Origin of the sequence: Streptococcus oralis (genome assembly GCF_001075875.1) — a bacterium.
Lineage (GTDB): Bacteria > Bacillota > Bacilli > Lactobacillales > Streptococcaceae > Streptococcus > Streptococcus oralis_I.
Genome location: NZ_JUOS01000075.1, coordinates 1 through 15,434, shown reverse-complemented (window position 1 = coordinate 15,434; position 15,434 = coordinate 1). Strand labels below are relative to the sequence as shown.

The window sequence follows — 15,434 nt, the reverse complement described above, 5'->3', positions numbered from 1 at the left end:
GGGGAAGAAAATGGCAAAAACCTATCATTTTATCGGAATCAAAGGATCAGGTATGAGTGCCTTGGCTTTGATGTTGCATCAAATGGGGCACAAGGTGCAAGGTTCTGACGTTGAAAAGTACTATTTTACTCAACGTGGACTAGAGCAAGCAGGAATTACAATTTTACCTTTTGATGAAAAAAATCTTCAAGGTGATTTAGAAATTATCGCTGGTAATGCCTTCCGTCCAGATAACAATGTTGAAATTGCTTATGCTGACAAAAATGGTATCAGCTACAAACGTTATCATGAGTTTCTTGGTAGCTTTATGCGTGACTTTATCAGCATGGGAGTTGCTGGTGCACACGGTAAGACGTCAACGACTGGGATGCTTTCTCACGTCTTGTCACACATCACTGACACTAGCTACTTGATCGGAGATGGTACAGGTCGTGGTTCTGAAAATGCCAAGTATTTTGTCTTTGAATCAGACGAGTATGAGCGCCATTTCATGCCGTATCACCCAGAATATTCTATTATTACGAACATTGACTTTGACCACCCTGACTATTTCACAAGCTTGGAAGATGTCTTCAACGCCTTCAATGATTATGCTAAACAAATTACCAAAGGTTTGTTTGTCTATGGTGAAGATGCTGAGTTACGTAAGATTACAGCAAATGCCCCAATCTATTATTACGGTTTTGAAGCAGAAGGTAATGACTTTGTAGCAAGCGATTTACTTCGTTCTACAACAGGTTCAACCTTTACCGTTCACTTCCGTGGTCAAGAGTTGGGCCAATTCCACATTCCAACTTTCGGTCGCCACAATATCATGAATGCTACAGCAGTGATTGGTTTGCTTTATACTGCTGGCTTTGACTTGAATTTGGTGCGTGAACACTTGAAGACTTTTGGGGGAGTGAAACGTCGCTTTACAGAAAAGATTGTCAATGACACTGTTATCATCGATGACTTTGCGCATCATCCAACTGAAATCGTAGCGACTCTTGATGCTGCACGTCAGAAATATCCAAGCAAGGAAATCGTGGCAATTTTCCAACCGCATACTTTTACTCGTACAATCGCCTTGTTGGACGATTTTGCCCAAGCCTTGAATCAGGCTGATGCGGTTTACCTAGCACAAATCTATGGATCTGCTCGTGAGGTAGACCATGGTGATGTCAAAGTAGAAGACCTTGCCAATAAAATCAACAAGAAACATCAAGTTATCACAGTTGAAAATGTTTCTCCACTCCTAGACCATGACAATGCTGTCTATGTCTTCATGGGAGCTGGCGACATTCAAACGTATGAATATTCATTCGAACGTCTCTTGTCTAATTTGACAAGCAATGTTCAGTAAGAAAGATCATGGAATTTCCAATTAAAATCAGGGAAGCTCAGCAATCAGATATTGATCAGATTTGCTTGATACAAGAAAGTATTTCAAGCTCCCTAGAAATAATGAATAAAGAAATAATAGAAGAACGTATCCGCAACCATGCGGGTACGTTTCTCTTAGCTAGCTTGGATAATCAAGGGATTGCTTATATCACTGCGACGATACTTCCTTTTCCCTCTTTAAGAAAATGGATGCTTGATATTGGAGGTGAGAAATTCATTAATGAGAACTCAATCATCCTTGAAGATTTAGCTGTTCATCCAGATTACCAAGGGCAAGGTTTTGGAACTTTGTTGCTAGCAGCTTTGAAGGAAGTTACCCGTCAGCAAGATAGACCAGGTATTTATCTGCTTTGTGAGGATGAGTTGCTAGCCTACTTTGAAATGAATGGATTTGTAGAACAGGGGATCGTAGATGGAGAAAGGGGCAGTGAAGTTGCATTTCTCATGAGTTGGCAGAATCCCTATTATCAGGAGGAAATATGATTATTAGACCAGCGAGATTGACAGATTTAGATCGGATCTTTGAAATTGAACTAGAGAACTTTTCAATTGAAGAAGCCATTCCTCTCCCTGTTTTTGAAGCTCATCTGAAGGAAATTAAGACTAGTTTTTTAGTGGCTGAAAAAGAGGGGGAAATACTAGGCTATATTGAGGGACCAGTAATCCCTCGTCGACATTTACAAGACCAGTCATTTACAGAAGACGTTAAAGATTATAGCCATCATAAAGGTGGCTATATCTCTGTGACTTGTCTATCCATTGCTAAGAAAGCTCAAGCTTTAGGTGTCGGACGAAAATTATTGACCGCCTTAAAAGAGATCGCTCTTGAGCATGAGCGTGAGGGAATCAATCTGACCTGTCATGACTATCTCATTGGCTATTATGAGAAACATGGTTTTGTGAATGAAGGAAAATCTAAGTCGACTTTTGCTGGGGAAGAATGGTATGATATGGTCTGGGAAAACACGAATTAGGCATCAGAAAGGCATCTATGGTTGCTTTTCTTTAGTTTTTAAGATATAATATTATGGATTATCAACAAGGAGGTAACACCTTTGAGCGAAAATTCTCGAGAAGAAGAAAAGTTAAGTTTTAAAGAACAAATTTTAAGAGATTTAGAAAGATTAAAAAGAGAAGACGGCATCGCGAATACTAAAAGTAGTAACGATGATTTGTTTTCAAATTTAAGTAATAGTTCAGAAGCGGAAAAACCAGTGGAAGAACCTTCTGTAGAAGACTTGATGGCCAATTCTGTTTCACTAGTGGATGAATTGCTTGCTAATGCTCCGGCAGTTCCACCACGTCCAGTTTTACAAGATGATTCAGTTGAAACTTCTGTAGCTTCAGAACCAGTTGTAGCTTCAGAGCCAACTGTAGCTCCAGATCCTCTACCATCAGCAGAATCTTTACCATCAACGGAAGCTGTTGAACCCGTTAAGCCTCTTGAACCTGCTCAACCAGCGGAAGAAGAGAAAGAGTTCAATGCTATTTCGACAAGGATTCCAGTTTCTTATCGTACGAATCAGGCTAAACCAAGTCCTGCTAGAAAGAATATTAAGCCTCAACCGAAATCAACTGTTCTTGAAAAAGAAACTCCTAGTCAAGAACCAGCTGCTCCAGTTGAAACTAGAACAGAACTTCCTAGAAGAAGTCGTAAAGAGTCAGTGAAACCAATCAAGAAAAAGAAAAAATCACGCTTGAAAGGATTTTTCGTAACAGTAATTGTTTTATTGATTTTACTAGGTGTGGGTGGTTTCTTTGGTTACCGTTATGTTGAATCTGCACTCCAACCGGTTGATGCAAATTCAAAACAGTATGTCACAGTTCAGATTCCAGAAGGGGCTAATCTTCAGCAAATTGGTGACACCTTAGAAAACTCTGGATTGGTAAAACATGGTTTTATCTTTAGCCTTTATGCTAAGTATAAAGACTACAATGATTTGAAATCTGGTTACTATAATTTGCAAAAGAGCATGAGTACAGATGATATCATCAAAGAATTGCAAAAGGGTGGAACGCCTCAACCTCAAGAAGTTGCACTTGCAAATCTTACAATCCCTGAAGGATATACCCTTGATCAAATCGCACAAACAGTTGGTAAGCTTCAAGGAGACTTTAAAGAACCTTTGACTGCTGATGCCTTCTTGGCAAAAGTGCAAGATGAAACCTTCATCTCTCAATTAGTTGCTAAGTACCCAACCCTTCTCGAAAGTCTACCAACTAAAGAAAGTGGTGTTCGTTATCGTCTAGAAGGATACCTATTCCCAGCAACTTATGCTATCAAAGAAAGCACAACTATTGAAAGCTTGATTGATGAAATGGTGGCAGCTATGGACAAAAACTTGTCAGCACATTATACTGCAATCAAAGAAAAGAACTTGACAGTGAATGAACTCCTCACCATTGCATCACTTGTGGAAAAAGAAGGTTTGAAAACTGACGATCGCAAACTGATCGCTGGAGTTTTCTATAATCGTTTGAACCTTGGCATGCCGCTCCAAAGTAACATTGCTATTCTCTATGCAGAAGGTAAGCTAGGACAAAATATTAGCTTGGCAGATGATGCAGCAATTGATACAACAATCAATTCACCATATAATGTTTATACAAACCTTGGCTTAATGCCTGGTCCAGTAGACAGTCCAAGTCTAGATGCAATTGAAGCAAGTATCAATCAAACTAAGAGTGACAATCTCTACTTTGTAGCCAACGTACAAGATGGCAAGGTTTACTTTGCAACGACGCGAGAAGAACATGATCGAAACGTTGCAGAGCATGTTAACAGTAAATTGACACAATCAAGTAGTTCAAACTAACTCTTAGAACAAGATTTGCTATTAAATTCGTGAATGTAGAAGTAAAACTCTCTTTTTCACGATCAAAGCAAGTCATACCAGTCTTTCCGCTATGATTAGAAACGCCTGAAATTCACAAGTTTTAGGCGTTCGGAAATTGCGAAAGTAAAAGCTTACCTCTTATTTGAACCTGAGTCTAGAAGTGATAGAATCATTAGATTTAGGCACAGATTTTAAAAGGTCGATACTGACCAAAATCATTTAAGGAAAGCTTTTAAAAGACTTTGTCTTCATTGTAAAATTATGTGGTTTACCACATAATTTTGCTTTACTACCTAAAGAAATATAAATTTAATCAAAAGAAAGTTGAGAAAAATGGCAGAAAAAACATATCCAATGACCCTTGAAGAAAAGGAAAAACTCGAAAAAGAATTAGAAGAGTTGAAACTAGTTCGTCGTCCAGAAGTTGTAGAACGCATCAAGATTGCGCGTTCATACGGTGACTTGTCAGAAAATAGTGAGTATGAAGCAGCTAAGGACGAGCAAGCCTTCGTTGAAGGACAAATCTCTAGCTTGGAAACAAAAATCCGTTATGCTGAGATTGTCAATAGCGATGCAGTTGCTCAAGATGAAGTTGCTATCGGGAAAACAGTAACTATCCAAGAAATTGGTGAAGACGACGAAGAAGTATATATCATCGTGGGATCAGCGGGTGCAGATGCCTTTGCAGGTAAAGTATCAAACGAAAGCCCGATTGGGCAAGCCTTGATTGGTAAGAAAACAGGTGATATTGCTACAATTGAAACACCTGTAGGAAGCTATGATGTTAAAATCTTAAAAGTAGAAAAAACAGTTTAATAGGAATGAAAAGAAGGAGTAGATATAGGGAAAGCGCTTCCTATCACTCCTTTTCTTAATTCTAAAAACTAGAGGAGACTATATGAATTCAGAAAATAAGCACAAAAAGAAAAATAAAATGGAACGTGGGTTAACCAATCGCCATGTTCAGGTTATGGCCATTGCAGGAACAATTGGAACAGGACTGTTTCTAGGAGCTGGTCGCTCCATTAGTTTAACAGGACCCTCGATTGTATTGGTATATATGATTACGGGTGGCTTCATGTATCTTATGATGCGCGCTATCGGGGAAATGTTGTACCAAGATCCGGAGCAACACACCTTTATCAACTTTATTACGCGTTATCTTGGTCAGGGATGGGGTTACTTCTCAGTCTGGTCTTACTGGCTCTCAGTAGTCTTTATTGGAATGGCCGAGATTACGGCTATTGCTCACTATGTTCAGTTTTGGTTTCCATCTTGGCCATCTTGGTTGATTCAGGTTGTATTTCTGACAATACTCGGCTTGGTGAACTTGATTGCTGTTAAAATCTTTGGTGAGGTGGAATTTTGGTTTGCTATGATTAAAATCGTTGCTATTCTTGCCATGATTGCGACAGGTGTCTTTCTAGTTTTGACTGGCTTTGAAACGCCTTATGGTTCAGCAAGCCTTGCCAATATCAGTGATCATTTCTCCCTTTTCCCAAATGGAGGTATGAACTTTGTCATGGCCTTTCAAATGGTTTTCTTTGCTTACTTGATGATTGAGTTTATCGGTGTTACAACATCTGAAACCAAGGATCCTCGAAAAGTATTGCCTAAGGCTGTTAAGGAAATTCCTTTGCGAATTATCTTTTTCTACGGTGGAGCTCTCTTAGCCATCATGTCTATTATTCCTTGGCGTGAGCTTTCTGCGACAGATTCACCATTTGTAACGGTATTTGAACTTGTTGGTCTTAAGTGGGCAGCAGCCTTGATTAACTTTGTAGTTTTGACTTCAGCAGCGTCAGCCTTGAATTCAACCCTTTACTCAACAGGTCGTCACTTGTACCAAATTGCCCATGATTCACCAAATCATTTCTTGAAAGCTATTAAGGCAGACACGCTCTCACGTCACAACGTTCCTCAGAATGCAATCATTGCTTCTGCCGTATTGATTGGTTTTGCAGCCTTCATCAATGTACTTCCTGGCGTATCAGATGCCTTTGCTTTGATTACAGCTTCTTCATCAGGTGTTTATATCGCCATCTACATCTTGATTATGGTAGCCCATCTCAAGTATCGCAAGTCTAAAGACTTTATGGCAAATGGCTATCTCATGCCTCAATACCGCTTGCTAAATCCTCTGACCATGTTCTTCTTTATCTTTGTATTTGGAACACTCTTCTTACAAGAATCAACTGTAATGGGAGCTAGAGGTTCAGCTATCTGGATTGTCGCATTTGGTATTTATAGCCAATGGAAATTTAGAAAATAAGTTTTACTCTCATCAACTTAGGTTGGTGAGTTTTTTTAGTTTGACAGTTCTTCAAAATAGGAATATAATCAAGGCGTGAGTGTCTTTGAGGAGGTTTTGATGCACATTAGATTGGATAATACAGAGTCTCAGAAAGCACAGGAAATAGGGAATTTGATTCGCTCCTATAATCGTTCTAAGAGAGAAGCAGCTGAAAGTGAGCCACTTAACCTTTATGTCGAAGACGATAGCGGTCAACTCATGGCTGGTTTAGTAGCAGAGACCTTTGGAAATTGGCTAGAAATCGAGTATTTATTTGTGAAAGAGGACTTGCGAGGACAAGGAATCGGCTCCCAACTATTACAGCAAGCAGAGAGTGAAGCTAAGAAGAGAAACTGTCGCTTTGCTTTTGTGAATACATATCAGTTTCAAGCGCCAGCCTTTTATCAAAAGCAGGGCTACAAGGAAGTCTTTACCTTAAAAGATTATCCCTACACTGGACAAAGATACTATTATCAAAAGGATTTGAAAACAGGAAATGAATGATCGAAGAAATCGACACATCATAATGGAGTTGGCTTAATGGATATCATACTAGATATGGGTAATGTTTTATTGGAATGGAACAAGGATAAGATTTTGAAAGCTGTAGCTAAAACTCAGAAAGATTATCTGATCTTAGACAAGGCTATTTTCCAGTCGGGGCTCTGGGAAAGATTGGACCTGGGGACCTTGACTCGAGAAGAATTGGTTGATAAGGTTCTTTCTATGATAGGGGATTGCTATCAGAAAAAGGTTGAAGAAGTCATTTGGAACTGGCCTGCCTATATCGATATTTACACGGAAGTCTTTCCGCTTCTTGCACGTTTAAAGGAAAATGGCCATCGTATTTTTGTCCTATCTAATACCTCACCAGTTTTTTATGAATTATTGAAAGATCAATTAGCACCTCTAGAAAAGATTTTAGATGGGTTTGTTCTTTCCTGTGATATTAAGGTCATCAAACCTGATCGAGAAATGTTTGAAGAAATCCTCCGTAAATACGAGTTGGATCCAGCAAATTGTGTCTTTCTTGATGATATAGCAGACAACACTAATATGGCTGAAAGTTTAGGCATCAAAGCCTATCAAGTCAAACAGAGAAGTGACGTTGTAGATATTTTGAAAAAATTTGAATAAGCAGAAAACTCTCTATCATTTAGCTGGTAGAGAGTTTTTTGTTAAAAAAAATGTACAAAATGACAGATATATATTGCGTAATGTAAAATATATGATATAATGAACTTAGAAAGAAGCGCAACTTTTTAAAATTATAAAGGAGGTAAGAAGTGGCTAAGAATTTAAAATTAAAACTTGCTCGAGTAGAGCTTGATATGACACAAGGTGACTTGGCAGAAGCTGTAGGTGTGACTAGACAGACTATCGGCTTGATAGAAGCTGGGAAATATAATCCTAGTCTCTCCCTTTGCCAGTCCATTTGCAGATGCTTAGGCAAAACCCTAGACCAACTATTTTGGGAGGAAGAAGATGAAAAATAGATTTTATTATTATCAATTATTAGACGAAAGAGAAGAGCAACAACTTCATAAAGCTAGTGCAGAGAGTTTTCATATCTCTATCGGATTGTTGTTTCTAGCTTATTTCATAGCAGTGTTAGCACCAAGCCTTTTTAATCCAAGTATGCTTCTCGTTATTATTATCATAGGGACTTTTTACTTTTTCACCCGTGCTCGCAATCTCGGTGTGACCTACTATAGTCGTTTTCATTTTACGATTTTGGGATGCCTATTTGTGACTCTGTTTATCACAACTACTATAATGTTGCGAAACTACCAGTTCAATATAGAGATTTATCAGCACAACCCTCTACATATTAAATACATTTTTGCTTGGGTTTTTACCTATCTCTTTTATCTTCCTTGGGTCTTTCTTGGAAACCTAGGCTTAAAGAGTTATGGTGAATGGGCTCAGAAAAAGTTTGAGAAAGATATGGATGAACTTGAGAGTATGGAATAGCTTGTTAGCTTTTTATCCATCTTGGTAAAATGTGTTATAATAGTACTAATTTATGAGAAAAGAAGAAACATTTTCATCTTTTTACAAATAAGGAAGAAGGACAGTATATGTACCAAGATGACAGTTTAACATTGCACACAGATTTGTATCAGATTAACATGATGCAGGTTTACTTCAACCAAGGAATTCATAACAAGAAAGCAGTTTTTGAAGTTTATTTCCGCCAACAACCTTTTAAAAACGGCTACGCTGTTTTTGCAGGTTTGGAACGAATTGTGAACTACTTAGAAAACCTGCGCTTTTCTGATAGTGATATTGCTTATTTAGAGTCACTGGGTTATCATGGAGAATTTTTGGAATATCTGCGTAATCTCAAGCTAGAGTTGACCGTACGTTCTGCTCAGGAAGGAGACTTGGTATTTGCCAATGAACCGATTGTTCAAGTAGAAGGACCTTTGGCGCAGTGTCAATTGGTTGAAACAGCTCTCTTGAATATCGTTAACTTTCAAACCTTGATTGCGACTAAGGCAGCTCGTATTCGTTCAGTCATCGAAGATGAGCCTTTGATGGAGTTCGGTACACGTCGTGCGCAAGAAATGGATGCGGCTATCTGGGGAACTCGTGCCGCTGTCATTGGTGGCGCTGATGGAACTAGTAATGTGCGTGCAGGTAAGCTCTTCGGTATTCCTGTACTAGGTACTCACGCCCATGCTTTGGTTCAAGTCTATGGGAATGACTATCAGGCTTTTAAGGCTTATGCCTCAACTCACAAAAACTGTGTCTTCCTAGTGGATACCTACGATACTCTTCGTATCGGTGTTCCAGCAGCGATTCAGGTTGCGCGTGAACTTGGTGACAAGATTAATTTCCTTGGTGTCCGGATTGACTCTGGAGACATTGCTTATATTTCTAAAAAAGTTCGTCAGCAACTGGACGAAGCAGGATTTACGGATGCTAAGATCTATGCATCCAATGATCTTGATGAAAATACCATCCTTAACCTCAAGATGCAAAAAGCTAAGATAGACGTCTGGGGGGTAGGTACTAAACTCATCACTGCTTATGACCAACCAGCACTTGGAGCAGTTTACAAGGTTGTTGCCATCGAAGATGAGAACGGTCATATGCGCAATACCATCAAGCTTTCAAACAATGCAGAGAAAGTTTCAACGCCTGGTAAGAAACAAGTTTGGCGTATCACCAGTCGTGAAAAAGGCAAGTCAGAAGGTGACTACATTACCTATGATGGTGTCGATGTTGCTAGCATGACTGAAATCAAAATGTTCCATCCAACCTATACTTATATCAAGAAAACTGTTCGTAATTTTGATGCTGTTCCTCTCTTGGTAGACATTTTCAAGGAAGGTAAGCTAGTCTATGATTTACCAAGTTTACCTGAAATTCAAGCCTATGCTCGTAAGGAATTTGACAAGCTCTGGGACGAATACAAACGCGTTCTTAACCCACAACATTACCCTGTCGACTTGGCTCGTGATGTATGGCAAGATAAGATGGACTTGATTGATAAGATGCGTAAGGAAGCTCTAGGTGAAGGAGAAGAAGAATGAGTTTGCAAGAGACCATTATCCAAGAACTGGGGGTTAAACCAGTGATTGATGCCCAGGAAGAAATCCGTCGTTCGATTGACTTTTTGAAAAGATACTTGAAAAAACATCCTTTTTTAAAGACATTTGTCTTAGGAATTTCTGGGGGACAGGACTCGACCTTGGCAGGGCGCTTGGCACAATTAGCCATGGAAGAAATGCGATCAGAAACAGGTGATGACAGCTATAAATTTATCGCTGTTCGTTTGCCTTATGGAGTGCAAGCAGATGAAGCAGATGCCCAAAAAGCCCTAGCTTTTATCCAGCCAGATGTGAGCTTGGTCGTTAATATCAAGGAATCTGCTGATGCTATGACGGCAGCAGTGGAAGCAACAGGAAGTTCTGTTTCAGATTTTAACAAGGGAAATATCAAGGCTCGTAGTCGTATGATTGCCCAATATGCCCTTGCGGGTGCTCATAGCGGAGCTGTTATCGGGACAGACCATGCTGCGGAAAATATCACAGGTTTCTTTACCAAGTTTGGTGATGGTGGTGCAGATATTCTCCCACTCTATCGCCTCAATAAACGCCAAGGAAAACAACTCTTGAAAGAGCTTGGAGCTGATCCAGCCCTCTATGAAAAAGTTCCAACAGCAGATTTGGAAGAAGAAAAACCAGGCATTGCAGATGAAGTAGCCTTGGGACTCACTTACAATGAAATTGATGATTACCTCGAAGGTAAACAAGTAAGTCCAGAAGCCCAAGCCACCATTGAAAAATGGTGGTACAAAGGCCAACACAAACGCCACTTACCAATCACCGTATTTGATAAGTTTTGGGAGTAAAAACCTCCAGTGGAGGTTTTTACCCTCTCACCTAGAAATAAGAAAGTGAGAGTAAGTCCGGGGGACTTTTTTAGCCCGAGCCTGAAAATAGAAAAGCGAGGAAAGTCCGGGGGACCTTTTTACCTTGAGCCTAGAAATTAGAAAGCAAGAATAACCTCCAGTGGAGGTTTTTACCCCGAATCTAGGAATAGGGAAACGAGGCAGGTCGGTAACTCGAAGAGTTCGATTTTCCTTGTCTCACCCCCGCAACGATGACTAGGCTTGAAAAAACTTGCTAAAGTGCATTTCAAGCCAGACAGCGACTGTGTCATGAAATTAGAGGAAACTGTTGTTTTCTCAATGTTTATGAGTGTAGTGTTTTTACCCCGAGCCTAGAAATAAGAAAGCTAAGAAGGTCCAGTGGACCTTTTTAGCTTGAACATTCAAATAGAAAGAGAGTTACCATTATGAAAGCACTAGGGACACAAACTATTAAGACAGAACGTTTGATACTGAGGAGATTTGTGGAAGGTGATGCTCAAGCCATGTTTGATAATTGGGCTTCACGCTCAGAAAATCTGACTTATGTGACTTGGAATCCACACCTGAATGTTGAACAGACTCAAAATTCTATTGGCAATTGGGTAAAATCCTATGACGATCCAAATTACTACAAATGGGCCATTTGTCTCAAAGAAAATCCAGACTATGTCATTGGAGATATTAGTCTGGTCAGTGTGGATGAAGAAAACTCTAGCTGTGAAGTCGGATATATCTTAGGGATGGACTACTGGGGACGAGGACTCATGACAGAAGCCTTGAAGGCTGTTTTATCATACTGTCTAGATGAGATTGGATTTGAAGAGGTTGATGCTTGCTATGCAAGTTTAAATCCCGCCTCTGGTCGTGTGATGGAAAAGGCGGGTATGACTTTTTGGAAGACAATTCCAAATGCAGTTGAACGAAAAGGTTATATCGCTGATAAAATTTATTATCAAATCAAAAAATAAGATGGAAAAGAATAACTTTTCCATCTTATTTTTTGTAATATACTTTTTAATCAAAATAAAGCAAGTCTTTGCTGGTACTTGTAAAGAGGTCGAAGCCATCCTTCGTAACAACACCGCAGTCCTCGATGCGGACACCGACTTTACCAGGGATGTAGATACCAGGCTCAACTGAGAAGCACATGCCTTCTTCGATAACCATGTCATTTCCTTCCATGATGGATGGGAATTCGTGGACGTCCATACCAATACCGTGACCGAGACGGTGGTTGAAGTACTCACCGTAGCCAGCTTTTTCGATCACCTCACGAGCCGCACGGTCAACCTCATGAGCTGTTACACCAGGTTTGATAAAGTCAAGGGCAGCTTGTTGAGCTTCTAGAGTCAAGTTGTAAATATCTTTTTTAAATTGGTCGGGTTTACCAACAGCGACTGTACGAGTCATATCTGATGCATAACCATTTACCATAACACCAAGGTCAAATAGGAGAAGGGCATTGTTCTCAACCTTGTTTGCTCCAGGAATACCATGTGGGTTTGCAGCGTTATCACCAGTCAAGACCATGGTATCAAAGCTCATTTCATAGCCTTCACGTTTCATAGCGAAGTCGATTTGCGCAATGATATCTGTTTCCGTATTATCAAGAGAGATATTGTCAAAACCAACTTTGACAGACTTGTCGGCGTAAACACCTGCAACCATCATCTTTTGCACTTCGTCAGCTGATTTGATCAAGCGCATACGTTGGATCAATGGAGTTAAGTTTTCAAATTCAGCAGTTTCAAAGACAGATCTTAAACCGTGGTATTTAGTCAAGATGAGATTATCAAACTCAACTGCTACACGTTTGAAATCAAGCTGTGGCAAAGCATTTTGGATTTTCTTCCAAGGATTTTCAGAGTCCACATAACCAACAACTGGGAAAGAGACAGTGCTTGTTGCACGCTCAACCTCAAGGGCTGGAACAAAGAGAAGTGGTTCATGGTCTGCAAGGACAAAGAGGAACATTTGGCGTTCGTGGGGATCACTGTAAAAGCCAGTGAGGTAATTAATTGTGACGGGGTCAGATACGACAGCGACGTCTAGCTTTTCTGATTCAAGATAAGTTAAGATTTGTTGTAATTTAGACATATGCTACCTTCTTTCTACCCCTCTATTTTTGCAAAAATTAGGAGAAAATGCAAGGGAGAAGGGGAAAAGAACCTAAAAAAATTCCAACAGCTAATAGCATATTGGAATTTAAATATTAGTCGAATTCTGCCTTGCTCTTAACATCGCTATATTCTTCAGCGATTTCTTGGCTGAGAATTTCCTCGTAAGTTAGTAGAACAATGTCCTGACCATATTTTTTCTTAAGAGCAGTAGTGACCAAGCGATAGGCTAAGTTTGCATTACGAGATAAGATAGGCCCGTGGAAATAAGAACCGAAAACATTTTTATAGTGAACACCTTCACCGACCTTTTCTTCGTTGTTTCCATTTCCGTAAACAACCTGCCCCAATGGTTTTTGGTCATCTGAGAGGAAGGTGCGGCCTTGGTGATTTTCAAAACCATAGTAGGTTTCATCGAATTCTTCGTTATGAATTTTAATGTCACCAATGAATCGGTTATTGGTTTGGTTGAGTGTGTAATGTCCCATGACACCCAAGCCTTCAATGCGTCTTCCAGAAGCTTCAATATAATACTGACCCAATAGTTGGAAACCACCGCAGATAGCAAGGACAACACCGTCATTTTGGATAAAGTTATCGATACTTTCTTTTTTAGCAGGCAAATCACCAGCAATGATACTTTGTTCAAAGTCTTGGCCACCACCGAAAAAGGCAATATCGTAGTGATGTTCATCGAAATCATCATGAAGCGAAACGATATCAATTGTTACATGTGCACCCAGCTTTTCAGCGACGTACTTGAGCATGAGGATGTTTCCATTATCTCCGTAGGTGTTCATGAGATTCCCATAGAGGTGGGCGATATTTAGTTGGTAAGGATAATTGCCGTCTTTTGAGGAAAGTGAAGTATAAACCATTAGTTCATCTCCTTTCTAACAAGCTGACGATTGGCTAGTAATTCTCGGAATTCTAGCATAGCCGTATAAGTCGCAAGGATATAGGCATGCTTGCAGTCTTGAGCTTCGATTGTTTTGAGAACTTGTTCCAGGCTACTTGTTTCAGTGATCTTGTCAGCTGGGTAGCCAGTAACACGTAGACGACGAGCAATTTCAGAATGACGAACTCCACCTGCATTGATTTCAGGAATGTCCATATCCGTAATTTGCTCAAAGTCAGCATCCCAAATCCAGCTGGTATCAATCCCGTCCGCATAATTGGCATTGAGGAGAACAGATAGACTAAATGGGTAAGGAGCTAGCTTGATCATTTCGATGGCCTGGGTAGCACCAACAGGATTTTTAATAAGAACCAGTGTGCATTCCTTGTCACCGATATGGAAGGTTTCTTGTCGTCCAAAGACAGCACGACTCTTATCAAATCCTTGTTTAATCAGTTGAGAATCAGCGCCTAGGTAACGGGCGATAGCAACTGCAGCCAGAGCATTGTAGATGTTGTAGAGACCACCGATTTGAATACCATATTCCTGACCGTCAATAACAAAACGAGAACGATTGTTAGTCAACTCAACCAATTCTGTCAGACGGTAATCCAAGTTAGGACGCTTACAGCCACAATTTTCACAGATATAAGCACCCAAGTTAGCATAGGTATTAAGCTCATATTTAAGAATACTTTGACAGTCAGGACAGAGGATGCCTTCAGTATTGTAGTGAGTAAGCTTTGCTGGACCTTTTTCCAAGTCAAAACCAAAATACTGAACAGGATTTGAGATTGCAGGTTTGTAGAAAAGCGGACTATCACCGTTCAGCAAAACAGTAGCAGTAGGAACTTTTCGAATAGCGTCCAAAATCATGTTATAGGTCGTATAGATCTCACCGTAGCGGTCCATTTGATCGCGGAAGATATTGGTGATGACGAATAGACTAGGCTGGATGTAGTCACAGATATGAGAGAGACTAGCTTCGTCGATTTCAAGTACTGCAATATTTTTTCCAGTTTTTGAAGATTTTGCAGCCAAGAAAGTCGTTGTAATCCCTGTGATCATGTTAGCACCGCTAGGATTGGTTAAAACTTGACCGTAAATTTCCTTTAGGATACCGACAGTGAGAGCGGTCGTCAAGGTTTTTCCATTGGTTCCAGTGACCACAACAATCTCGTAGTTCTTAGCTAAATTCTGTAAAATATCTTTATCAAATTGAAGGGCAAGTTTTCCAGGTAGTGTACTTCCACGTCCAATACGACTCAAGATAAAGTGAGAAGAACGCCCAGCTAGAAGGCCCAAAGTTGTTTTTAATTTCATGTTTCTATTATATCATAAAAGCTAGAAAAGATAGATTTGAGATTTCAGTGAAGAAAAAAACAGCCCGACGAGGGCTGCTTTCTAAAATTATACTCAATGAAAATCAAAGAGCAAACTAGGAAGCTAGCCGTAGGTAGTACTTGAGTACGGCAAGGTGAAGCTGACGTGGTTTGAATTTGATTTTCGAAGAGTATTA

Annotated in this window: 16 protein-coding genes; 13 read left to right on the top strand and 3 right to left on the bottom strand. The window is 39.9% G+C overall.

Going from position 1 to position 15,434, the window contains the following annotated elements:
• The first annotated feature begins 10 nt into the window (after positions 1-10).
• From murC to ADM33_RS04540, 13 genes are all read left to right on the top strand, one after another.
• A complete protein-coding gene (gene murC / locus ADM33_RS04600) occupies positions 11-1,345 on the top strand; it encodes a UDP-N-acetylmuramate--L-alanine ligase (protein WP_049503371.1) in 1,335 nt (444 codons plus the stop codon).
• Between the two features lie 8 nt (positions 1,346-1,353).
• A complete protein-coding gene (locus ADM33_RS04595; RefSeq protein ID WP_049503370.1) occupies positions 1,354-1,869 on the top strand; it encodes a GNAT family N-acetyltransferase in 516 nt (171 codons plus the stop codon).
• Entirely contained in the window at positions 1,866-2,360 is a 495-nt protein-coding gene (locus tag ADM33_RS04590) for a GNAT family N-acetyltransferase (RefSeq protein WP_049503369.1), read from the top strand. Before ADM33_RS04595 ends, ADM33_RS04590 begins: the two co-directional genes overlap by 4 nt.
• Positions 2,361-2,441: 81 nt before the next feature.
• Entirely contained in the window at positions 2,442-4,202 is a 1,761-nt protein-coding gene (gene mltG / locus ADM33_RS04585) for an endolytic transglycosylase MltG (protein ID WP_049503368.1), read from the top strand.
• A 354-nt stretch (positions 4,203-4,556) separates the two neighbouring features.
• Complete coding sequence (gene greA / locus ADM33_RS04580; protein ID WP_049503367.1) at positions 4,557-5,039, top strand: transcription elongation factor GreA; 483 nt, start codon at positions 4,557-4,559, stop codon at positions 5,037-5,039.
• A gap of 82 nt (positions 5,040-5,121) precedes the next feature.
• Entirely contained in the window at positions 5,122-6,495 is a 1,374-nt protein-coding gene (locus ADM33_RS04575) for an amino acid permease (protein WP_049503366.1), read from the top strand.
• A 99-nt stretch (positions 6,496-6,594) separates the two neighbouring features.
• The gene (locus tag ADM33_RS04570) at positions 6,595-7,020 is read left to right on the top strand and encodes a GNAT family N-acetyltransferase (RefSeq protein ID WP_080982689.1); all 426 of its coding nucleotides are present in this window, start codon (positions 6,595-6,597) and stop codon (positions 7,018-7,020) included.
• Positions 7,021-7,056: 36 nt separating this feature from the next.
• Entirely contained in the window at positions 7,057-7,653 is a 597-nt protein-coding gene (locus tag ADM33_RS04565) for an HAD family hydrolase (RefSeq protein ID WP_049503365.1), read from the top strand.
• A gap of 149 nt (positions 7,654-7,802) precedes the next feature.
• Complete coding sequence (locus ADM33_RS04560) at positions 7,803-8,012, top strand: helix-turn-helix transcriptional regulator (RefSeq protein ID WP_001107501.1); 210 nt, start codon at positions 7,803-7,805, stop codon at positions 8,010-8,012.
• Positions 8,002-8,490 carry a DUF6773 family protein gene (locus ADM33_RS04555; protein WP_049503364.1) on the top strand — a complete coding sequence of 163 codons (489 nt, stop codon included), beginning with the start codon at positions 8,002-8,004 and terminating at the stop codon, positions 8,488-8,490. Before ADM33_RS04560 ends, ADM33_RS04555 begins: the two co-directional genes overlap by 11 nt.
• A gap of 107 nt (positions 8,491-8,597) precedes the next feature.
• Positions 8,598-10,058, top strand: coding sequence for a nicotinate phosphoribosyltransferase (locus ADM33_RS04550; RefSeq protein WP_049503363.1), 1,461 nt, complete (start codon positions 8,598-8,600; stop codon positions 10,056-10,058).
• A complete protein-coding gene (gene nadE / locus ADM33_RS04545; RefSeq protein WP_049503362.1) occupies positions 10,055-10,879 on the top strand; it encodes an ammonia-dependent NAD(+) synthetase in 825 nt (274 codons plus the stop codon). The genes ADM33_RS04550 and nadE overlap by 4 nt, the downstream gene beginning before the upstream one ends.
• Before the next feature lie 446 nt (positions 10,880-11,325).
• A complete protein-coding gene (locus ADM33_RS04540; RefSeq protein ID WP_049503361.1) occupies positions 11,326-11,868 on the top strand; it encodes a GNAT family N-acetyltransferase in 543 nt (180 codons plus the stop codon).
• Between the two features lie 46 nt (positions 11,869-11,914).
• On the opposite strand, the gene ADM33_RS04535 is transcribed toward ADM33_RS04540, so the two are convergent.
• From ADM33_RS04535 to murT, 3 genes are all read right to left on the bottom strand, one after another.
• Positions 11,915-12,997 (bottom strand): M24 family metallopeptidase, encoded by a 1,083-nt coding sequence (locus ADM33_RS04535; protein ID WP_049503360.1) that lies wholly within the window; start codon positions 12,995-12,997, stop codon positions 11,915-11,917.
• Positions 12,998-13,112: 115 nt separating this feature from the next.
• Positions 13,113-13,895 (bottom strand): lipid II isoglutaminyl synthase subunit GatD, encoded by a 783-nt coding sequence (gene gatD / locus ADM33_RS04530; RefSeq protein WP_049503359.1) that lies wholly within the window; start codon positions 13,893-13,895, stop codon positions 13,113-13,115.
• On the bottom strand, positions 13,895-15,238 hold the full coding sequence (gene murT, locus ADM33_RS04525; protein WP_049503358.1) for a lipid II isoglutaminyl synthase subunit MurT: 1,344 nt from the start codon (positions 15,236-15,238) through the stop codon (positions 13,895-13,897). The genes gatD and murT overlap by 1 nt, the downstream gene beginning before the upstream one ends.
• Positions 15,239-15,434 lie beyond the last annotated feature (196 nt).

Bases quoted from the DNA above. Each gene is read 5' to 3' on its own strand.
- murC (WP_049503371.1), top strand. From the start codon at position 11: ATGGCAAAAACCTATCATTTTATCGGAATCAAAGGATCAGGTATGAGT.
- ADM33_RS04595 (WP_049503370.1), top strand. From the start codon at position 1,354: ATGGAATTTCCAATTAAAATCAGGGAAGCTCAGCAATCAGATATTGAT.
- ADM33_RS04590 (WP_049503369.1), top strand. From the start codon at position 1,866: ATGATTATTAGACCAGCGAGATTGACAGATTTAGATCGGATCTTTGAA.
- greA (WP_049503367.1), top strand. From the start codon at position 4,557: ATGGCAGAAAAAACATATCCAATGACCCTTGAAGAAAAGGAAAAACTC.
- ADM33_RS04575 (WP_049503366.1), top strand. From the start codon at position 5,122: ATGAATTCAGAAAATAAGCACAAAAAGAAAAATAAAATGGAACGTGGG.
- ADM33_RS04570 (WP_080982689.1), top strand. From the start codon at position 6,595: ATGCACATTAGATTGGATAATACAGAGTCTCAGAAAGCACAGGAAATA.
- ADM33_RS04565 (WP_049503365.1), top strand. From the start codon at position 7,057: ATGGATATCATACTAGATATGGGTAATGTTTTATTGGAATGGAACAAG.
- ADM33_RS04555 (WP_049503364.1), top strand. From the start codon at position 8,002: ATGAAAAATAGATTTTATTATTATCAATTATTAGACGAAAGAGAAGAG.
- ADM33_RS04550 (WP_049503363.1), top strand. From the start codon at position 8,598: ATGTACCAAGATGACAGTTTAACATTGCACACAGATTTGTATCAGATT.
- nadE (WP_049503362.1), top strand. From the start codon at position 10,055: ATGAGTTTGCAAGAGACCATTATCCAAGAACTGGGGGTTAAACCAGTG.
- ADM33_RS04540 (WP_049503361.1), top strand. From the start codon at position 11,326: ATGAAAGCACTAGGGACACAAACTATTAAGACAGAACGTTTGATACTG.
- ADM33_RS04535 (WP_049503360.1), bottom strand. From the start codon at position 12,997: ATGTCTAAATTACAACAAATCTTAACTTATCTTGAATCAGAAAAGCTA.
- gatD (WP_049503359.1), bottom strand. From the start codon at position 13,895: ATGGTTTATACTTCACTTTCCTCAAAAGACGGCAATTATCCTTACCAA.
- murT (WP_049503358.1), bottom strand. From the start codon at position 15,238: ATGAAATTAAAAACAACTTTGGGCCTTCTAGCTGGGCGTTCTTCTCAC.